Here is a 16,561-nt window from a genome sequence, read left to right on the forward strand (position 1 = left end):
GATTCAATTTCATATGGTAAAATGAAAGAATCGACTTACTATTTTTGAAGCGGAAAGGGAGATGACGGTGAAGTCCGTAATTGAAGAATTAGATGCATTATATCCGGAAATGATCGAACTCAGGAGACATTTTCACCAATATCCGGAGCTTTCCCATCGCGAGGTCAATACACCGCGCACCATTGCAAATTACTTGGAAAACCTCGGGATTGACGTGAAAACAAATGTCGGCGGCCAAGGGGTCGTCGGTCACATTAAAGGCGGCCGCCCCGGCAAGACGGTCGCCTTGAGAGCCGATTTCGACGCTCTGCCTTTACAGGATCAAAAAAATGTTCCGTACCGGTCGACTGTCCCCGGCGTCATGCACGCTTGCGGACACGATGCCCACACGTCGGCTCTCCTCACAGCCGCAAAAGCCCTGGCAAAGCATCAAAAAGACTTGAAAGGAAATGTCGTGCTGATCCATCAATTCGGTGAAGAGGTCACACCAGGCGGCGCCAAGCCGATGATTGAAGCCGGCTGTCTCGAAGGCGTGGATGCCATTTTCGGCACCCACATCTGGGCTCCGATGCCCGTCGGTCAAGTCGGTGTTACATCAGGCCCGATGATGGCAGCCGCTGATAAATTTACAGTCACGATATCCGGGCGGGGCGGACACGGAGGCGCGCCTCACTTAACGACAGACGCTTTAATCACAGGAGCCTCGGTCGTCAACCATCTCCAGCAAATCGTCAGCCGCCGAATCGATCCGACAGAAGCAGCCGTCTTGTCGATCGGAACATTTCATTCAGGCCAGGCGTTTAACGTCATCGCCGAAGAAGCGGTCATCGAAGGAACGGTCCGCACCTTTTCAAAGCATGTCCAAGAGACGATCATCGCCGAGATGGAGCGCGTCATCAAGGGCGTATGCGACAGCAACGGCGCTTCGTTTTCACTCGATTATGAGAAAGGCTACCCGCCTGTCGTCAACCATGAAAATGAAACGGACATCGTCCGTCAATGTGCAAAACGGCTCGTCGGCCCTGAAGCCGTCATCGAACTCGAACCGAATATGATCGGCGAAGATTTCTCTTATTATCTTGAACATGTCCCTGGATCATTCTTTTTTACCGGCGCGGGCAATCCGCAGACTGGAGCCGTTTACCCGCACCATCACCCGATGTTTGACATCGATGAAAAAGGCATGCTGAACGCGGCGAAAATTCTTGTGTCGGCGGCTCTCGCATTTTTAAACCAAGACTAAAGACAGCCTGATTCGGCTGTCTTTTTTCACTTAAACATATAGCCTTTATATTTTGTCAGCTGGCAGCTGGCGTTATAAACGATCGCATAGCCGATCAAAGCAGACAACACAGAGCTCCCTCCGTAGCTGATGAACAGAAGGGGAACGCCCGTAACCGGCATCAGTCCGACGTTCATTCCGATATTTTGGAATGTATGGATGACAATCAATGCCGTATACCCAACACAGAAAAATGACGCAAACTTGTTATACGGGTGTATCTTATCGATCAGCACGACAAGCCGGTAAATGAAAAGGAAAAACAGGATGACGACAAAAGTACAGCCAATAAAGCCGAAACTTTCCCCGATGACGGCAAAGATGAAATCGGTTTGGCCTTCAGGAACGTATACTTTCAAATTGTTCATGCCCGTTCCGAAGATTTCTCCAGAGCCGATCGCCGTAACGGCCTTTTCGGTCTGATACGTATCGTTCGCGTCCTGCTGGCTCGAATCGACCCATGTCATCACCCGGTTGATCTGGTATTGCTGGATGTGCAGCGTATCCTTCGAAAATTCCGGAAAATTGATCACCAAAAACAGAACGAGCAGTACGAGGGCGATTCCTGACCCCGCCACAATCGAAATCAGCTTCCAGTTCACACCTGATAAAAACACCATAACGGCGACAAAGAACATGCAAATACCGGCCGTACCGGCGTCCTGCATTAAAATCAAACCGACCGGAACTGCAGATACCCCTGCGATTTTCAGCAAAAGGTGAACATCCTCCTGCATCGAGCGCGAGCCTTTCGGACTTGCTTTTGAGATCACCGAAGCCAGCATCATAATCAGGCCGATTTTCATAAATTCCGACGGCTGCAGCGTGACCGAACCAAATTGAAACCAGCTTTTCGCTCCTTTGATAATCGGTGCGATCGACGTTGGACTGAACTTTAAGACGATCAATGACAAGATGCCGAATAGATATATGTATATGCTGAATTTTTCAAGCTGCTCCAGATCAAAATAGAGAAAGCCGACGATCACCGACATGCCAAGCAGATAAAAGAACAATTGCTTTGCCGGATAACCCTTCAGTGAAAAAGACGGCTCTGCAGCGTAAACAGCGATCACACTGATCAAAAAGAACATCGCTAATATAAAAATCAAATCTCCCTGATAATAGGGACTTGTCGTATTTTTCTTCTGGCTCATTATACCCCGCCTTATTTCTTCATCAAAAGCACTAACTTTCATTATAGCATGAACAATCGTTCACATTGTGAAAAAGGGTGAATAAAATAACAGCCTGTATTCATCAGGCTGTTATTTGAACATATAGCTTTGGTACTTTGTTAACTGGCAGCTTGAATTGTAGACAACCGCGAAGCCGATCAAAGTTGCTACGACTGAGCTGCCTCCATAGCTGACCAAAAGCAGCGGGACGCCGGTCACGGGCATAATGCCGATATTCATTCCGATATTTTGAAAGGTATGAATGACAATTAAAGCGGTAAAGCCCGCACAGAAAAATGAGGCAAACCTGCTGAACGGATGTATTCGGTCGATGAGCACGACAAGCCGGTAAATTAAGAAGAAAAACATAATGACAACAAACGTGCATCCGACAAACCCGAAGCTCTCGCCGATGACGGCAAAAATAAAGTCTGTTTGCGCCTCTGGTACATAGACTTGAAGATCGCTTACACCATTTCCGAATACTTTTCCCGAACCGATCGCCAGCTGCGCCCTTTCGACCTGCATTTTATCGTCGGCATTCTGTTCGCTCGGATTGACCCAGGTCATGACGCGGTTGATTTGGTATTGTTCAACCCCGAGTGCTCCAGCGACATCGGGAAATTTGATAATGACAAACAAAATCAAAACAATGGCTGTAAGACCCGTTCCAAAGATGAGAGAAATCAATTTCCAGTTCACGCCCGACAGAAATACCATCACAAGAATGACAAACGCGACGATCCCGGCTGTACCCGTATCCTGTTCTAAAATCAAGCCGAACGGAACAATGATAATACCGGCGATTTTCAGCAGAAAGATGCAGTCTTCTTTCAACGTACGCTTTCCGACAGGCCCGTTTTTCGACATGAAGGAAGCCAAATACATGATCAGCCCGATTTTCATGAATTCCGACGGCTGCAGCGTAAACCCCGGAAGCATAAACCAGCTTTTGGCACCGTTGATGACCGGCGCAAACCTGTATGATCCGATATATGCCGGACTGAACTTTAACACGATCAGCATCAAAATCCCGAGCAGATAAAAATAAAAGCTGAGCTTTTCAAGCTGCTCCAAATCAAAATAAAGAAACACGATGATGATAAAAGCTCCCAGCAAATAGTAAAGGGACTGTTTCATCGCAAAGGGTTCATTATATTGATTAAACTGCTGAGCGGCGTACACAGCCACAACGCTTATGATAAAAAAGACAATATAGACAAAAATCAAATCCCCCTGATAAAAGGGATTTGTAATATTCTTTTTCTGACTCATTCGTAATCCCGCCCTTATAATATGACACGATGAAATCATGCAGGAAGACGGCATCCGCTTCCTCACAAATGATATGACGTACAAAAGAACAAAATGTTTCGGTTTTATTGCGAACAAATTCCGATTCTATTTTAAAGGATTTTTCCAACTATTGTCGAATGTGATAAATTCATTGATTTTTGATTGATTTGTATTAAAATGAGTAATGTTGCATAAAATTAAACTTTTGCCTTCGGCAGAAGCGGCACAGAATCACCAATTCATAAGGAGTTTTTCATTTTGGATAAAGCACTTCAAAAGCGTAAACGGCTTGATCTCATAAAATTTTTGGTCCCTTCGCTGATCGGAATTATTCTGTTTATGATTCCCGTTAAAATTGAAGGAAATTTAACGATTCCAATTGCTGTCTTTTCAAATGCCTTGCAGGATTTGCTTCAGCAGCAGCTGCCGTTGATCATGACGGTCATCGTAACCGCAACATTTATCTTAACCTTTATCACCAAAACCTTTCATCCGGCTTTCATTAAAAAAAGCGAGTTTTTCTATAACTTGCTGAATGTATCTTTATTTTGGTATATCGTCCGCCTGTTCGGCATGATTTTCGCAGTGATGGCATACTTTAAGATCGGCCCTGAAGCGGTGTATGCCAAGAGTACGGGCGGAACATTATTATTCAGCCTGCTTCCCGTTCTTTTCTCCGTCTTTTTATTTGCAGGCCTGTTTCTGCCGTTTCTGTTGAACTTCGGCTTGCTTGAGCTGTGCGGCGCTTTGATGAAAAAGCTGATGAGGCCTGTCTTTAAGCTGCCGGGACGGTCATCGATCGATTGTATGGCTTCATGGCTCGGCGACGGCACGATCGGCGTGCTTCTGACAAGCAAACAGTATGAAGAAGGGTTCTACACGAAGCGTGAGGCCGCCGTCATCGGCACGACTTTCTCAGTCGTCTCCATCACGTTTTGCCTCGTGATTATTTCACAGGTTAACCTTGCCCATATGTTCGTTCCGTTTTATTTGACGATTTTGCTGGCGGGTGCCGCAGCTGCGGTAATCAGCCCGCGGATTCCGCCTTTATCAAGAAAGGCTGATACTTATATTACAGACCAAGCGGATCAGGATCAAGAGGAGATTCCCGAAGGATACACTCCGTTCCAATGGGGACTCAGCCGGGCTGTCGCAAAAGCAAAACAAAATACAAGTGTCAAAGATTTCTTGCAGGACGGAGCCAAAAACGTGCTCGATATGTGGATGGGCGTCGCTCCCGTCGTCATGGCGCTCGGCACAGCCGCACTGATTGTCGCTGAATATACGCCGATTTTCAAATGGCTCGGCCTGCCGTTCATCCCCCTTCTCGAACTGCTGCAGGTTCCTGAAGCCGCTGAGGCCTCACAAACGCTTGTCGTCGGGTTCGCCGACATGTTCCTGCCGTCTGTGCTCGGAAGCGGGATTGAAAGTGAAATGACCAGGTTCATCATCGCCTGTGTATCGGTTACACAATTAATCTACATGTCGGAAGTCGGCGGTCTCTTGCTCGGTTCCAAAATCCCGGTGACATTTCTTGACCTCGTCTTGATTTTTCTCGTTCGGACGCTGATTACGCTGCCTGTCATTGTACTGTGTGCCCACTTTATTTTTTAGACAAATAAAAGGCTCCCGGCGCCAAATGCCGAGGGCCTTTTTTGTTTAGAAAAAGTCGTTGATCCAAGGGGGCTGCGGCCTTATCGTGCGGTTCAGCCTGTCTACTTCTTCTTTCCTTCACCCTTTATGTCCTACTGAATCACCGCGAAAATTGAGACGATAGTTGGAGCGGAAAATGCTTTCCAGTATGTATCATTTTTCGAAGAACGTGGTATAATAAATGTAACAGAATGTTCACAAATTATTCTCCAATTAGACACAATTGTCGTTTTATTCCGCTTTTTTGGCAGCGCTATCATTATTGAAAGGGGCTGAAAATGCATGGATATGTTTTTCGCTTACTTGCTGATTGCAAGCGCCACTCCTTTATTTTTATGGCTGGACAACAAAAAGGTCGCGATTTCTTCTATTCCGCCAATCATTTTAATGTGGGTATTCTTCTTTTTCTATATGACCAGCAGCCTTTCTCCTACAGGACACTCTCTCATGATCGTACTCTTTATTCTCAACGTTGTCATCGCCCATGTCGCCGCTTTCATCATTTACGGACTTCCATTGATTCGAAAGCACATGAGCCGATAAAAAAAGTGCCGGTATTTTCGCCGGCGCTTTTTTTGCTGTAAGAAACACCATTATAGATCAAAGTTAAAAGCTGAATGTGAGTAATCTTTGATGAATGTTTGATACCGGCCGCTGAAATCAAGCAGGTTGTATATGTTTGATTTTTCCGCAAACCGCTTTTGGTTGTCTTTGGCCGGATAATAAACGGACATACCGCTTCCTCTCGGGTGCTCCGGAGACTTGATGTTCATGATGACAGCCTTTTTGACGGATTTTACGACCTCTTTCGCTTCTTTTTCGGCTCCGATCTGCTGACCGATCAAGCTTGACAGATCCGCCAAATCAACCATATCCGATTCATCTGCATAATCTTCGGCAGCGAGACGTGCGTAGTGGAGCAGGCGCTTTCCATCCGGCTCTTTCAATGCCCGGTTCATGCTTAAGCTCAATCTGTCGAGGGCATCGACAGCGTCTTTGACGCGGTTCAATTGAATGAAAGACTGCTGCAGGTCTTCTGTTTCACCGTTTTCTTTTGACTGCTGTATGTAGCCCGCCGCGATTTCCCTGCCAAGCTCTTTCGGATCGATTGAAGGGTCGTCTTGAACAGACTGCAGCGCCCTTTTGTAATCCCAGCCGTTTTGATTCGTATAGTCGACTGAAGCCAGCATGTATTTTCCATAATCCTTTAAGGCATATGCCGTTTCAATTCCGGCCATTTTGCAGTTGTCAAAACCGATTAAATCAAACTTTTGCTTCGTATGTTCATAGGCCTTTTTGATTCCCGACTGGAGTTCGCTTATTTTCATTTTCTTATTGCCGAAGTTTTCGTCTCCTCCGTAGCCGTCAACGGAGCCAAGCCCATGCCCCCAGAAGATCAATACATATTTTTTAGCCGGGTATGTTTTGACTCCCCATGTGATAAAGTCTGTGAGGGAGCCGGGACTGTCCATATTTGTCTTCCCGATATTTTCGAGGGGCGCCAGCTTCTGATGTTCGACTTTCCACCTCTGATTTACCTTGTGACTGATTGACGGGTTCGCCCATTTCTTAGCTCCCCCTGTCTGAAGAACGACATTGACGTTTGAAGATGAACCGGCATCCATCATTTCCTGAATATCATCGCTTGCCATATGAAAATCGCTTTCCATGTCAGATCCAACCATATATACAAGAATGGTATAGTCATCCTTTTCTTTTAATAGAGCAGCTGATGCCGGCTGAAAAAAGGCGACTGAAACAACGGAAAAAACAATCCATTTGATCAGGTTCATCGTCTTACGCTCCTTATTTAAGATTCCGGGAAATAAATCAGAGAGTAGTAGCCGTCCTCATCCGGCTGATCGTGTTCCAATGAATATCCGACGGATCGGAAGCACGCTAAGCACCTCTTGTTGTCCTCTTCAATTCCGGCAAACCATTTGTTGATCCGGTTCATTTCCGGTAATGCCATCGTTCTTTTGATGAGCGCTTTTCCGTATCCCCCTCCGCGCAACAACGGATCGACTAAAAGGGCGATGTTCCCGGTCGAATCTTCCTCAACTTCAACCATGACAGCACCGACGGGCTTGCCTTCCTTTAAAGCCGCCCAGACCCGGTAGTTTTCATTCCCGTCTGCAAAATTGAACCACTCGTCAAGCGGCATCATCCCTTCCAGCCGCCTTTTCACTTCTGCATCATCAAACCAAGTCTGCAGCCATTCAATATCTTCTTTTCGAAACAGACGAAGTTCTTCTATATTGCTCATTGTTTTCTCCTTTACTGCGCGTATTTTTCAGCCTGCATGCGATACAGCTCTGCATACTGTTCCTGATTTTTCATCAATTCTTGATGGGTTCCGGCTTCCGCCACCCTTCCTTTTTCTAAAAATACGATGTGGTCGGCAAAACGGGCCGTGCTTAACCGGTGCGAGACGATAATGACTGTTTTGCCTCGCGTCAGCTTTTGCAGCTTATCAAATATCTCTTCTTCAATAAATACATCCAGCGCGGAGGAAGGTTCATCAAATATCAAGATGTCGGCAGACTCGTCCCGCATAAACGCGCGGGATATGGCGACCCGCTGCCATTCTCCCCCCGACAAATTCCTGCCGCCGAACAGTCTGCCAAGCTCTGTTTCATAACCGTCTTCAAGCTTATGCAAAAACTGATCCACTCCGCCGAAGGCCGAGGCACTTTTTACTTTAGCCAAGTCGGTGCAAGAAGAAATGTCGCCCAGACCGATATTGTATTTCAATGTCATTTCGTACCGCAAAAAATCTTGAAACACAGCCGCGGCATTTGACCGGTAATGCTCAATATCATACGTATCAAGCGGTAAACCGTTATACGAGATTGTGCCTTGATTGGGATCAAAATAACGCAGGAGCAATTTAACGAGTGTGCTTTTGCCTGATCCGTTTTCTCCTACGAGAACGGTCGTCTTATTCAATGGAATATCGAGCTTATGAAGATCAAGAACCGTTTTGGTTCCATCATAAGAAAATTCCACTCGATCACATGTAAATCCTTTTTGCTTTTGAGCAGCTGGAGCGGTATCCCCATTTCCCATGGCATTTTTGCTGTTTAAAAAAGAATGAACATTTCCCAGATGCCTCGTTTCTCTTGCACCGATCGCAAACGCAGCGAACATTTCATTGATTCCTTCATTGAACTGAACCGCGGCTCCGATAAACAGCATCACATCCCCGATGGACAACCGACCATAAAAAGCCTGGTGCACGATGTAAATCAGGACGGCACCTGCGGCCAAAGATTGTAATACTGACCAGAACAGCTGATACAGCGCCAGTTTTTTTTGATCGTTGGACAGCGTATGGAGGAGCTCCATCGAGGTGTTTTTATAAAAAGATTTAAAAAAAGGAACAAGATTGTATATCTTAACCTCTCCGGCTGTTTCAGACATGAGAGGGACACCTGCATAATATTCCGCGCGCCGCCTCAGTTCCTGAACCTCTTTCCGTCCTTCAAAGGTCGCGTTGTTTAATTTCGCCTCCCAGTACAGCTTTGGAACAGCCAATATGAGAAATAACAGCGGCACCCAAGGTGCAGACATGCCAATCAACAAACTGCTGGCTGCAATCATCACCATTCCGCCAAAGGTTTGAGACACGATGGATACCCACATCGTGACAAAATATTCATTATAGCGGATGATTTGTGTATTGGTATGAAAAGATGCGTCTTCAAAAGCCGCGATATCAGGAATGGAAATTGCCTTTTTCATGAGCATTTCATCAAGATAAGCTTCGAGCTTGGCGGTAAGGAGCCTTTTCTGCATTTCGGCCACAGGCTGAAGGGCATCTACGAGCAGTGTAAAAGCAATGTATGCAAAGGCCGCCCAGACCAGTGTATTCCAAGAAGACAGCTCAAACGGCGCCCGTGCAATCTCATCGATTACCTCTGCGCTCAGCCAGACGAGGAGCGGCCCGAGCATAGCACCCAGCAAAGTGATCAAAAACAGAACCGCCGACTTAAAAGGGTCGCAGCGCCAAAACAACATTAATCCGTAAAATATGATAGAAGCGGTTTGAGGCAGCTTTTTGAAAAAAGAATAAAACTTCAGCAATATACCTCGTCCCTCCCCTGAAACGATTTGGCCTGCATGCGGAACATTCTGCTGTATTCCCCGTTTTTGTCCATGAGTTCCTGATGGCTTCCCTCTTCCGCGATTCTTCCGTTTTTCAAAACCAGTATGCGGTCAGCCATTTTTACCGTACTGAACCGGTGGGAAATCATGATCACCGTTTTCCCCTCTGTGAAGCTGTGAAACTGCCGGAAAATATCATACTCAGCCCGAATATCCAAGGCTGCGGCAGGCTCGTCCAATATGACAAGCCCGGCATCTTTCATAAACGATCTGGCTAAAGCAATCCGCTGCCATTGGCCTCCAGAAAAATCGGTACCGCCCCATTCAGGGCCGATCATCGTTTCCAGCCCTTCAGGCAAATCCTCGATGATCGGTTCCAGCTTGGCAGCCCGGGCTGAGGTGCGAATTTTTTCCTCATCACCTAAAGCTTCTGTGCGGCCTATCGCGATATTGTGCCGGAATGACAATTCGTACTTGCCAAACTCCTGAAACACGACCGCCATCCTGTTTCTCAGCTCTTGAAGATCGACCTGGCGGATGTCTTTGCCGTTCACTTTAATCTCACCCTCATCATATTCATAAAAACGGCAGAGCAGTTTGATGAGCGTTGTTTTCCCCGATCCATTCGCCCCTACAATGGCAATTCTTTCGCCCGGTGATACTGAAAAACTGATTCGATTCAGAACATCGCCTGTGCGCATGTCATCTGATTCAGGCTGCTCGTCGTGTTCCCCCAGCTCTTCATCCTCAAGCTCAGCGAACATATCCAAATCTTCCTCATCTGCATCCGCATCAGCTTCATTTACCTGGGGGCACGCAGCCGCTTCTCTGAAAGGATAGCGGAAGGTTACATTTTTGAATTCGACTGCCAGCGGTCCTTCTTCTTCGAGAGATTCGCCATTGGAAGGAAGCCTGATATCCTTTTCAGCGTTCATAAAAAGAAAAAAGTCTCTTCCCATTCTCCATATATCCAACGTGTCTGCACCTTCTTTGGCGATATCCCGGAGAGCCGTTGATAATTGAAACACAGCTCCCAAGTACAGCGATATATCCCCCACAGAAAAACTGCTTGAATGGGATTGGGACAGAATCCAAAAGTACCCCAAACCCGTTCCCGCCCCAGATAAGAAACCCGTTAAAACCGACCAGCGTGCACTTCTGATCTGAATGTTCCGCAGCACAGAATATAAGCCTTTAAAAGCAGATTGATATAAATTAAGAAAGAAAGACCCCAGGCCAAACAGGCGTACTTCTTTAGCGGATCGTCTCCCGAGCAGAATGTGACGCGCATATGCGGCTCTCCTTCTGACAGGGGCGTAATCCTTGTGATATTCCCACTCCAATTCATTATAATGATTATGGACAAAAGCGAATGGAGCGGTAGACAAAATAAGGATGAAAGCAAGGACGGGCGACAGATAGGCGATGATCAAAACGACACCCGCCAAAGACATAATGGCAGTCACCAAATTGGAACTGATATTAATGAATTGGGAAGGAAGCCATGTCGAACGATCCCGCAGCGTTTCCAGCCGGTCCCTGTATTTTGGATCCTCAAAAAAACGCATCCCCGGAATGCGGTCAAAAGCGTCGATTAACAAACTGTTGACTGTGATCATCGATCTCTCAGAAAGCATGGCCTTTACCCATTTTTCCAATGATTTAACGACACTGATCATGACTAAGCTTCCCGCATAAATGACAGCCCATATTTCAGCATGGATGACGGCTTCCTGCTCGATAATGCCGTCGATCATTTGCTTTGAAGCGTACAATTGGATTAAAGGGGCTCCGGCTTCGATCAGCATAAAGAAAACCATGCAAATCATCAGCCACGGGCCGGATTTCCAGACCATTTTTCCAAGCAGGCCCGCTGTTTCCAGCGGCTCTTGGATATGCTTCATCTTCCACACATGCTTCACCTTCATTTTCTTTACCTATTGTGGTCATTGATACGAGTATATTTTGGCTTTCTCCGGCGTATTGACGGTTTCGATATCAGCCATGACCCTTGGTTTTCCCGGACGGCTCCGATCAAGAAGGTGCTCCTTTCCCTTTGATGCTTCCCTGAGCCATATTTCCAAGTCAATGACAGATCTCATGTACTGATAACCCATGCCCAGATCATTATTTGGATCTTCAGAGCGGATAGCCATAGCCAGCAAGTGTTTCCACCATATATCGCGCTTAATGATACCGAGTTCTTCAACGAAGACGCGCTCCCCCGGTTCAAAAAGCTGAAGGACGTGTCTGCGGTCATTCATAAAGCTTTTCCTGGCCATATGGGCATATGTTGTTTTCGTTGATCTGTTATATACATAGGACGGCAGGATATCGGTGAAAGATTTGCGAAGAAGCATTTTAGAGCCGGCATAATGTTCTTCAAGCCCTTTTAAAACATCAAAATGCTGTTCAGGCGGTACGGAAAATGAAAATTCGATCAGCCGCCGATCCAAAAACGGATGGTACGTAGGCAATGTCACACCCACAGCATCCATGTACCTCGCTCTCGGCCACAAAAAGTCAAAATGAAACCTCTTCCCCCACACTGAGAGCTTCCGGCTTTTTCGATAGCGAAGATGATCTTCCTTATTGATCTCCCGTTCTCTTTTTCGGTGTTCTGCAGTAAAGTATTCAGGCAGCTCATATTCCGTATCTGACCACAGCAGGTCATAATAGAGCTTTTCGCCGATGTAAGGCATGAAAGGGGCGATTCCGTATTGCAATCCGAGCTTCAGCATCTCTTTCACGCTGCCGCCTGACCATTCGCGAAGCAATTTGTAGATTTCAGAAAAACGTCTCTGGCGAAGCAGAGAATCGATCACTGACACTTCTCCGCTAAAAATGAAATCCCCGCCCTCACCTGTAAGGACAGACGAAGCACCATACTCCTCAGCGATCACTGTAAAAGTCTCATTAACCAGTGAATTGGCTCTCGGATCAGGACCGTCTACAAACCAAAGCGGATCACGCCCGATTTCCGCGTTAGGAATTTTAGCTGTAGCGTCTCCAAGAATAATCAGGCCGGGGATGTCCATATCTCGCATCATATTTTTCACAAGGTCCCTGTCATGGCTTAAAATCATGTCGGGATCGGCGAATGATATGTTGACGGCCAGCAGCTGTTCCTTGCATCCGCCTGCGATTGCGGCGGCGGTTACGGCAGCTGAATCCAGTCCGCCGCTTAATTCGACAATATGCTTTTGATCTTTTAAACGATCTGCTGTCACTTCCTGAAGAAGCTCCCGAAACCGCGGAACAGCATCTCCGGCAAGATCTTTTTCGTTTAACAGCTGCGGAAGTCCCCAATAGCTATGCACATGAACCGCATGATCCCTGCTGAGAAAAGCGTAGGAGGCCGCAGGCACTTTGCGTATTCCTTTGAAAAACGTCCGATCTTCAAAGCCGTTTTCTCCCACAGCGAAGCCTGAAGTGGGAAACATTCTGCACACATCTTGATCGATGATAAAAGGAATATCATGAACAAGCAAAAGGATGCGCATGTCATTCGCTGCAAACCATTCTCCTTTCGGACTGACCCAGTAGTAAACCGGACGGGTTGCGTATGTATCTGTCGCTAAAATAAGGCTATGCAGACTGTCATCCCACCACATCATTGTAAACTCGCCATGCGAGTGAGACAGCATGGCTGCTTTGTCCTGCTTCAATGATGCGTACAGCTTGTCATATTGCTCAATCTTTCGGGTGCCATCCGATTTTGCGTTAAGACCGCCGCTGATCCAGCCGTCTAAGATCACGGGGTGCAAAAGATTTATTTGAGTTGAAGGTCTAAAAGCTTCATCGTATCGGATATGCGCTTCAGCCATGTTTGCGATCCCGCAGCTGTAGCTGTGAATCTGTTCCGCCCGCCCCCATTTCTTGACGGCGGAAACCCACTCTTGCCATAAAACGGTGTTGTCTCCCTGCATTCCAAACCATATTTTCATACTAGAGATAACACCCACCTTTCAGCATAAGCGCTCATCTTATACGTCTGTAAAACTTTTAAATTCTTATTTTTATGATTCGGGTCAATTGAATTGCCGTTTTCCATTTGAACCCAAGCATGAGAAAACATCTTGTCATCGATTTTCTTGACACCGATCACGAGATCGGCATCAGACCCATTGCTGAATAAAATAGATTGAATTGTCAATGCAATAGAAACGCATGAAGTAACTAAATGGTCGTCTTCATCAAGCGAATACAAATATTCGCCGTGGCGGTGCAGTTCGTCTGTATCAAGCAGCCCTGCACCTCTTTGCTGCGCGCTCGCATACAGCGGAAACAGATGGATCGCAATTTTTTCATAGGCTTCTTCAAAGTCATGATTTAACAGCATCATACGTACAAAAGCATGAACGGTTGTAAAATACTCATGATTTTTGACAGGCGCTCTCTTTTTCATCAGCTTTTATCCTCTATTTTAATCAGCTTATGATGTGTCAGTTCCTGTATCGCCTCATTTAAAATCGCTGACAATTCTTCCTCCGTCTGATCGAACGCCGATTGCCACTTGATCAGAATATCTTTTTTATCCTTTCGTTCATTTTCAATTTCGATCCACAGCTCTTTTAAAGCCCCTTCCAATCCGAAATACTGCCCGTTGTCCAGGTTTAGGACGATGCATTCATTCTCCAATACGGTTGTCGCCGTCTCTTGATTTCGAATAATTTTCAAAGTTAGACCTCCCCGGTATGCATGATTTCAGAAAAATAAAGGAGAAGAGAGCCGGTAAGCTCTCTTTTAGCACTTTATGCATGATGTTCTTTTCACTCCCAGGTGAATGCCGTTATTTCTCGGCGCTGGAGCGTTTTATAAAGAGCCTGCAACACGATGATACCCCTGAATTTACCAACTGATCACATGAATCAGATTATCACAGGACAATATCAAAAAAACCGCAAAAAACTACCGAAAACCGACATGATTAGGCAACTGTATCAACGGGCCATTATTACGGGATTTATTCGGAGGAAAAAAGAAAAAGAGAGCCTATCGACTCTCTTTTGCAGGGAAAAACGAATATATACCTTGTTTAAGCTTTCTGCTTGATCAAATTAAGCATCGTTCCTTTTTTTACTGCACAGTACCGCGACGTTACTTTTAGCTTTTTATAGATTTTGCTTAAGTGATACTCTACGTTGTGCGTCGACATTTGTAAGTCCGCTGCGATCTCTTTATTTGTTTTACCGCTGGCCACCTTCTGCAAAATATCCAGTTCTGTGTCTGTTAAATGCTCGTCCACCGCAAGATCGGAGTCGAGCCTCAGTTTTTGCAGCAAGCCGTCGGGAAATAACACAGCCCCTTTTAAACACAATAAAATACTCGAAGCAATCATACTGTCTGTATACGATTTATCGATAAACCCTTTGACGCCGGCTTCGATCAGCTTATTAAAATATGAGTGGATTTCATCTCCCGAAAACATAATGATAATTTTGGATTGAGGTGCGATTTCAAGCGTTTTAAGAGACAATTCCAACCCGTTCATCCCCGGCATTTTTAAATCATAAAGAAAAACGTCTATATGTACCTCTTGATTTTTTAAGAGGTCGAGAGCTTCATTTCCTTCGTGGCAAACGATGACATCCATATTATATTTTTTTAATATTTCCTTCATTCCGGATGTCAAAACTCTGTAGTCGTCTACTAACAACACGCGAATCATCAGTAACACTCTCCTTAAGTCAGTTTCCTCCGAACAAATACCGCAATAAAAACCTCATGAATAGAATTGAAGGATGATGTCGGGTTTTCGTGCCTTTTTGTGGTTTTTACCACTTTATTCTATGATAGCATGAATATGTAATCAACTGGAAGTAATAAGGAGGTGACACAGATGCGCAAATTGGAAACTGCCCAAGTTAAAAACTATGGTACATTCCTGACTGTTACTCTTTCTAAAAAGAGCAAGCCGGGCGACGGCAAATTCGGCCGCGGCGTAAAACGCGGTTAAGAGTGTATGAGAAAGAGAGAGCCTCGGGCTCTCTCTTTTTCCGTTCAGCAATCAAAAAAGAGTGCGGATCGTTGAAATCCGCACTCTTTTGCCAATCAATTAATGTCCGCTGTGCTCAGAATGTTTTGCACCTGGTGAACCGCCCTCAGGGTTGTCTCCGTGATAGTTGTGAGCAGCGAAGATCCAGACGGAACCGGCAATAATCGCAACCGCAATAAATGCGGCAAACAACGTATTCCCGACTTGGATTTTGCCGCTGTCACTTTCAGTCATATGCATAAACATTAAGAGCTGAAGTCCAGCTTGGATGATCGCAAAACCGAAAATAATCCACAGCTTTGCAGCCATGCTTAAATCCGTATAAATCACCCACAAGGCCAATAAGGTCAGCACAATGGACAACACGAACCCGACAATATGCTTCCAAGGAAAGTGGCTGTGTTCAGCCGATTGTTTTGCTGCCATTATACATTCACCAACCCTATCAAATAGACGCCGGTAAAGATGAAAATCCATACCACGTCTAAGAAGTGCCAATACAAACTTGAGATAAACAGCTTAGCAGACGTTTGCGGGGTTAGGCCGCGCTTTTTCGTCTGAAGCAAAATGCCGATAATCCAGAAGATACCGATCGATACGTGCAGTCCGTGCGTTCCCAATAGAACAAAGAAAGATGACCAGTAAGCACTTGTCGATAAAGTGGCACCTTCATGTACATAATGATTGAACTCATAAAGCTCATAGCCGACAAACCCAGCACCGAGCAACAGGGTAATGATCATCCAGATCATCACGCCTTTCAAACTGCCGCGGCGCATCTCATGCACTGCGATGCCGCATGTGAAACTGCTCGTTAACAGCAGGAACGTCATGATTAAAACGAGCTTTGCGTCGAACAGTTCTGCCGGCAGTACACCCCCCGCTGTTCTGTTATGAAGAACAGCATAGGTCGCAAATAACGTAGAGAATAAAGCAATCTCCGCTCCAAGAAAAATCCAAAAGCCAAGGATATTCAACCTTCCGATTTCAGAACGGTATTCCATAGGAGCGTTAGAATTGCTGTGTTCTGCATGTTCCATCAATCCC

15 protein-coding genes are annotated in these 16,561 nt (G+C 45.9%); 3 read left to right on the forward strand and 12 right to left on the reverse strand.

Translation table 11 applies throughout. From position 1 onward, the window contains the following. The first annotated feature begins 67 nt into the window (after window positions 1-67). Window positions 68-1,243 carry an amidohydrolase gene (locus MHI30_RS20050; RefSeq protein ID WP_075751834.1) on the forward strand — a complete coding sequence of 392 codons (1,176 nt, stop codon included), beginning with the start codon at window positions 68-70 and terminating at the stop codon, window positions 1,241-1,243. A 26-nt stretch (window positions 1,244-1,269) separates the two neighbouring features. On the opposite strand, the gene MHI30_RS20055 is transcribed toward MHI30_RS20050, so the two are convergent. Beyond that, window positions 1,270-2,439, reverse strand: coding sequence for an FtsW/RodA/SpoVE family cell cycle protein (locus MHI30_RS20055; RefSeq protein WP_075751600.1), 1,170 nt, complete (start codon window positions 2,437-2,439; stop codon window positions 1,270-1,272). 111 nt (window positions 2,440-2,550) lie between these two features. Further along, entirely contained in the window at window positions 2,551-3,735 is a 1,185-nt protein-coding gene (locus tag MHI30_RS20060; RefSeq protein ID WP_075751601.1) for an FtsW/RodA/SpoVE family cell cycle protein, read from the reverse strand. 279 nt (window positions 3,736-4,014) lie between these two features. On the opposite strand from MHI30_RS20060, the gene MHI30_RS20065 reads away from it, so the two are divergent. Then, the gene (locus tag MHI30_RS20065) at window positions 4,015-5,370 is read left to right on the forward strand and encodes a YjiH family protein (RefSeq protein ID WP_145699635.1); all 1,356 of its coding nucleotides are present in this window, start codon (window positions 4,015-4,017) and stop codon (window positions 5,368-5,370) included. A gap of 321 nt (window positions 5,371-5,691) precedes the next feature. After that, window positions 5,692-5,952, forward strand: a complete 261-nt coding sequence (ywcE, locus tag MHI30_RS20070) for a spore morphogenesis/germination protein YwcE (protein WP_020453353.1) — start codon at window positions 5,692-5,694, stop codon at window positions 5,950-5,952. Between the two features lie 50 nt (window positions 5,953-6,002). On the opposite strand, the gene MHI30_RS20075 is transcribed toward ywcE, so the two are convergent. The 10 genes from MHI30_RS20075 to qoxC form a co-directional block, all read right to left on the reverse strand. Continuing rightward, window positions 6,003-7,202 (reverse strand): clostripain-related cysteine peptidase, encoded by a 1,200-nt coding sequence (locus tag MHI30_RS20075; protein ID WP_075751602.1) that lies wholly within the window; start codon window positions 7,200-7,202, stop codon window positions 6,003-6,005. Window positions 7,203-7,219: 17 nt separating this feature from the next. Then, the gene (locus MHI30_RS20080; protein ID WP_075751603.1) at window positions 7,220-7,675 is read right to left on the reverse strand and encodes a GNAT family N-acetyltransferase; all 456 of its coding nucleotides are present in this window, start codon (window positions 7,673-7,675) and stop codon (window positions 7,220-7,222) included. An 11-nt stretch (window positions 7,676-7,686) separates the two neighbouring features. Beyond that, a complete protein-coding gene (locus MHI30_RS20085) occupies window positions 7,687-9,495 on the reverse strand; it encodes an ABC transporter ATP-binding protein (RefSeq protein ID WP_075751604.1) in 1,809 nt (602 codons plus the stop codon). Next, a complete protein-coding gene (locus tag MHI30_RS20090) occupies window positions 9,489-11,420 on the reverse strand; it encodes an ABC transporter ATP-binding protein (protein ID WP_237562632.1) in 1,932 nt (643 codons plus the stop codon). Before MHI30_RS20090 ends, MHI30_RS20085 begins: the two co-directional genes overlap by 7 nt. A 42-nt stretch (window positions 11,421-11,462) precedes the next feature. Next, window positions 11,463-13,463: an asparagine synthetase B family protein gene (locus MHI30_RS20095; RefSeq protein ID WP_154495480.1), complete on the reverse strand. Its 2,001-nt coding sequence runs from the start codon at window positions 13,461-13,463 to the stop codon at window positions 11,463-11,465. Continuing rightward, on the reverse strand, window positions 13,460-13,924 hold the full coding sequence (locus MHI30_RS20100; protein ID WP_154495478.1) for a lasso peptide biosynthesis B2 protein: 465 nt from the start codon (window positions 13,922-13,924) through the stop codon (window positions 13,460-13,462). Before MHI30_RS20100 ends, MHI30_RS20095 begins: the two co-directional genes overlap by 4 nt. Further along, complete coding sequence (locus MHI30_RS20105) at window positions 13,924-14,196, reverse strand: hypothetical protein (RefSeq protein WP_003186189.1); 273 nt, start codon at window positions 14,194-14,196, stop codon at window positions 13,924-13,926. The genes MHI30_RS20100 and MHI30_RS20105 overlap by 1 nt, the downstream gene beginning before the upstream one ends. A gap of 358 nt (window positions 14,197-14,554) precedes the next feature. Next, on the reverse strand, window positions 14,555-15,187 hold the full coding sequence (locus MHI30_RS20110; RefSeq protein WP_075751607.1) for a response regulator transcription factor: 633 nt from the start codon (window positions 15,185-15,187) through the stop codon (window positions 14,555-14,557). A 387-nt stretch (window positions 15,188-15,574) separates the two neighbouring features. Continuing rightward, complete coding sequence (gene qoxD, locus MHI30_RS20115; protein ID WP_003186195.1) at window positions 15,575-15,940, reverse strand: cytochrome aa3 quinol oxidase subunit IV; 366 nt, start codon at window positions 15,938-15,940, stop codon at window positions 15,575-15,577. Then, entirely contained in the window at window positions 15,940-16,554 is a 615-nt protein-coding gene (gene qoxC, locus MHI30_RS20120; protein ID WP_020453361.1) for a cytochrome aa3 quinol oxidase subunit III, read from the reverse strand. Before qoxC ends, qoxD begins: the two co-directional genes overlap by 1 nt. Window positions 16,555-16,561 lie beyond the last annotated feature (7 nt).

The organism is Bacillus sp. FSL L8-0528 (genome assembly GCF_038593085.1).
Classification (GTDB): Bacteria; Bacillota; Bacilli; order Bacillales; family Bacillaceae; genus Bacillus; species Bacillus paralicheniformis.

Coding starts and splice junctions, on each gene's coding strand:
- MHI30_RS20100 (WP_154495478.1), bottom strand. CDS start 13,924: ATGAAAAAGAGAGCGCCTGTCAAAAATCATGAGTATTTTACAACCGTT.
- qoxD (WP_003186195.1), bottom strand. CDS start 15,940: ATGGCAGCAAAACAATCGGCTGAACACAGCCACTTTCCTTGGAAGCAT.
- qoxC (WP_020453361.1), bottom strand. CDS start 16,554: ATGGAACATGCAGAACACAGCAATTCTAACGCTCCTATGGAATACCGT.
- MHI30_RS20095 (WP_154495480.1), bottom strand. CDS start 13,463: ATGAAAATATGGTTTGGAATGCAGGGAGACAACACCGTTTTATGGCAA.
- MHI30_RS20075 (WP_075751602.1), bottom strand. CDS start 7,202: ATGAACCTGATCAAATGGATTGTTTTTTCCGTTGTTTCAGTCGCCTTT.
- MHI30_RS20060 (WP_075751601.1), bottom strand. CDS start 3,735: ATGAGTCAGAAAAAGAATATTACAAATCCCTTTTATCAGGGGGATTTG.
- MHI30_RS20110 (WP_075751607.1), bottom strand. CDS start 15,187: ATGATTCGCGTGTTGTTAGTAGACGACTACAGAGTTTTGACATCCGGA.
- ywcE (WP_020453353.1), top strand. CDS start 5,692: ATGGATATGTTTTTCGCTTACTTGCTGATTGCAAGCGCCACTCCTTTA.
- MHI30_RS20055 (WP_075751600.1), bottom strand. CDS start 2,439: ATGAGCCAGAAGAAAAATACGACAAGTCCCTATTATCAGGGAGATTTG.
- MHI30_RS20080 (WP_075751603.1), bottom strand. CDS start 7,675: ATGAGCAATATAGAAGAACTTCGTCTGTTTCGAAAAGAAGATATTGAA.
- MHI30_RS20090 (WP_237562632.1), bottom strand. CDS start 11,420: ATGAAGCATATCCAAGAGCCGCTGGAAACAGCGGGCCTGCTTGGAAAA.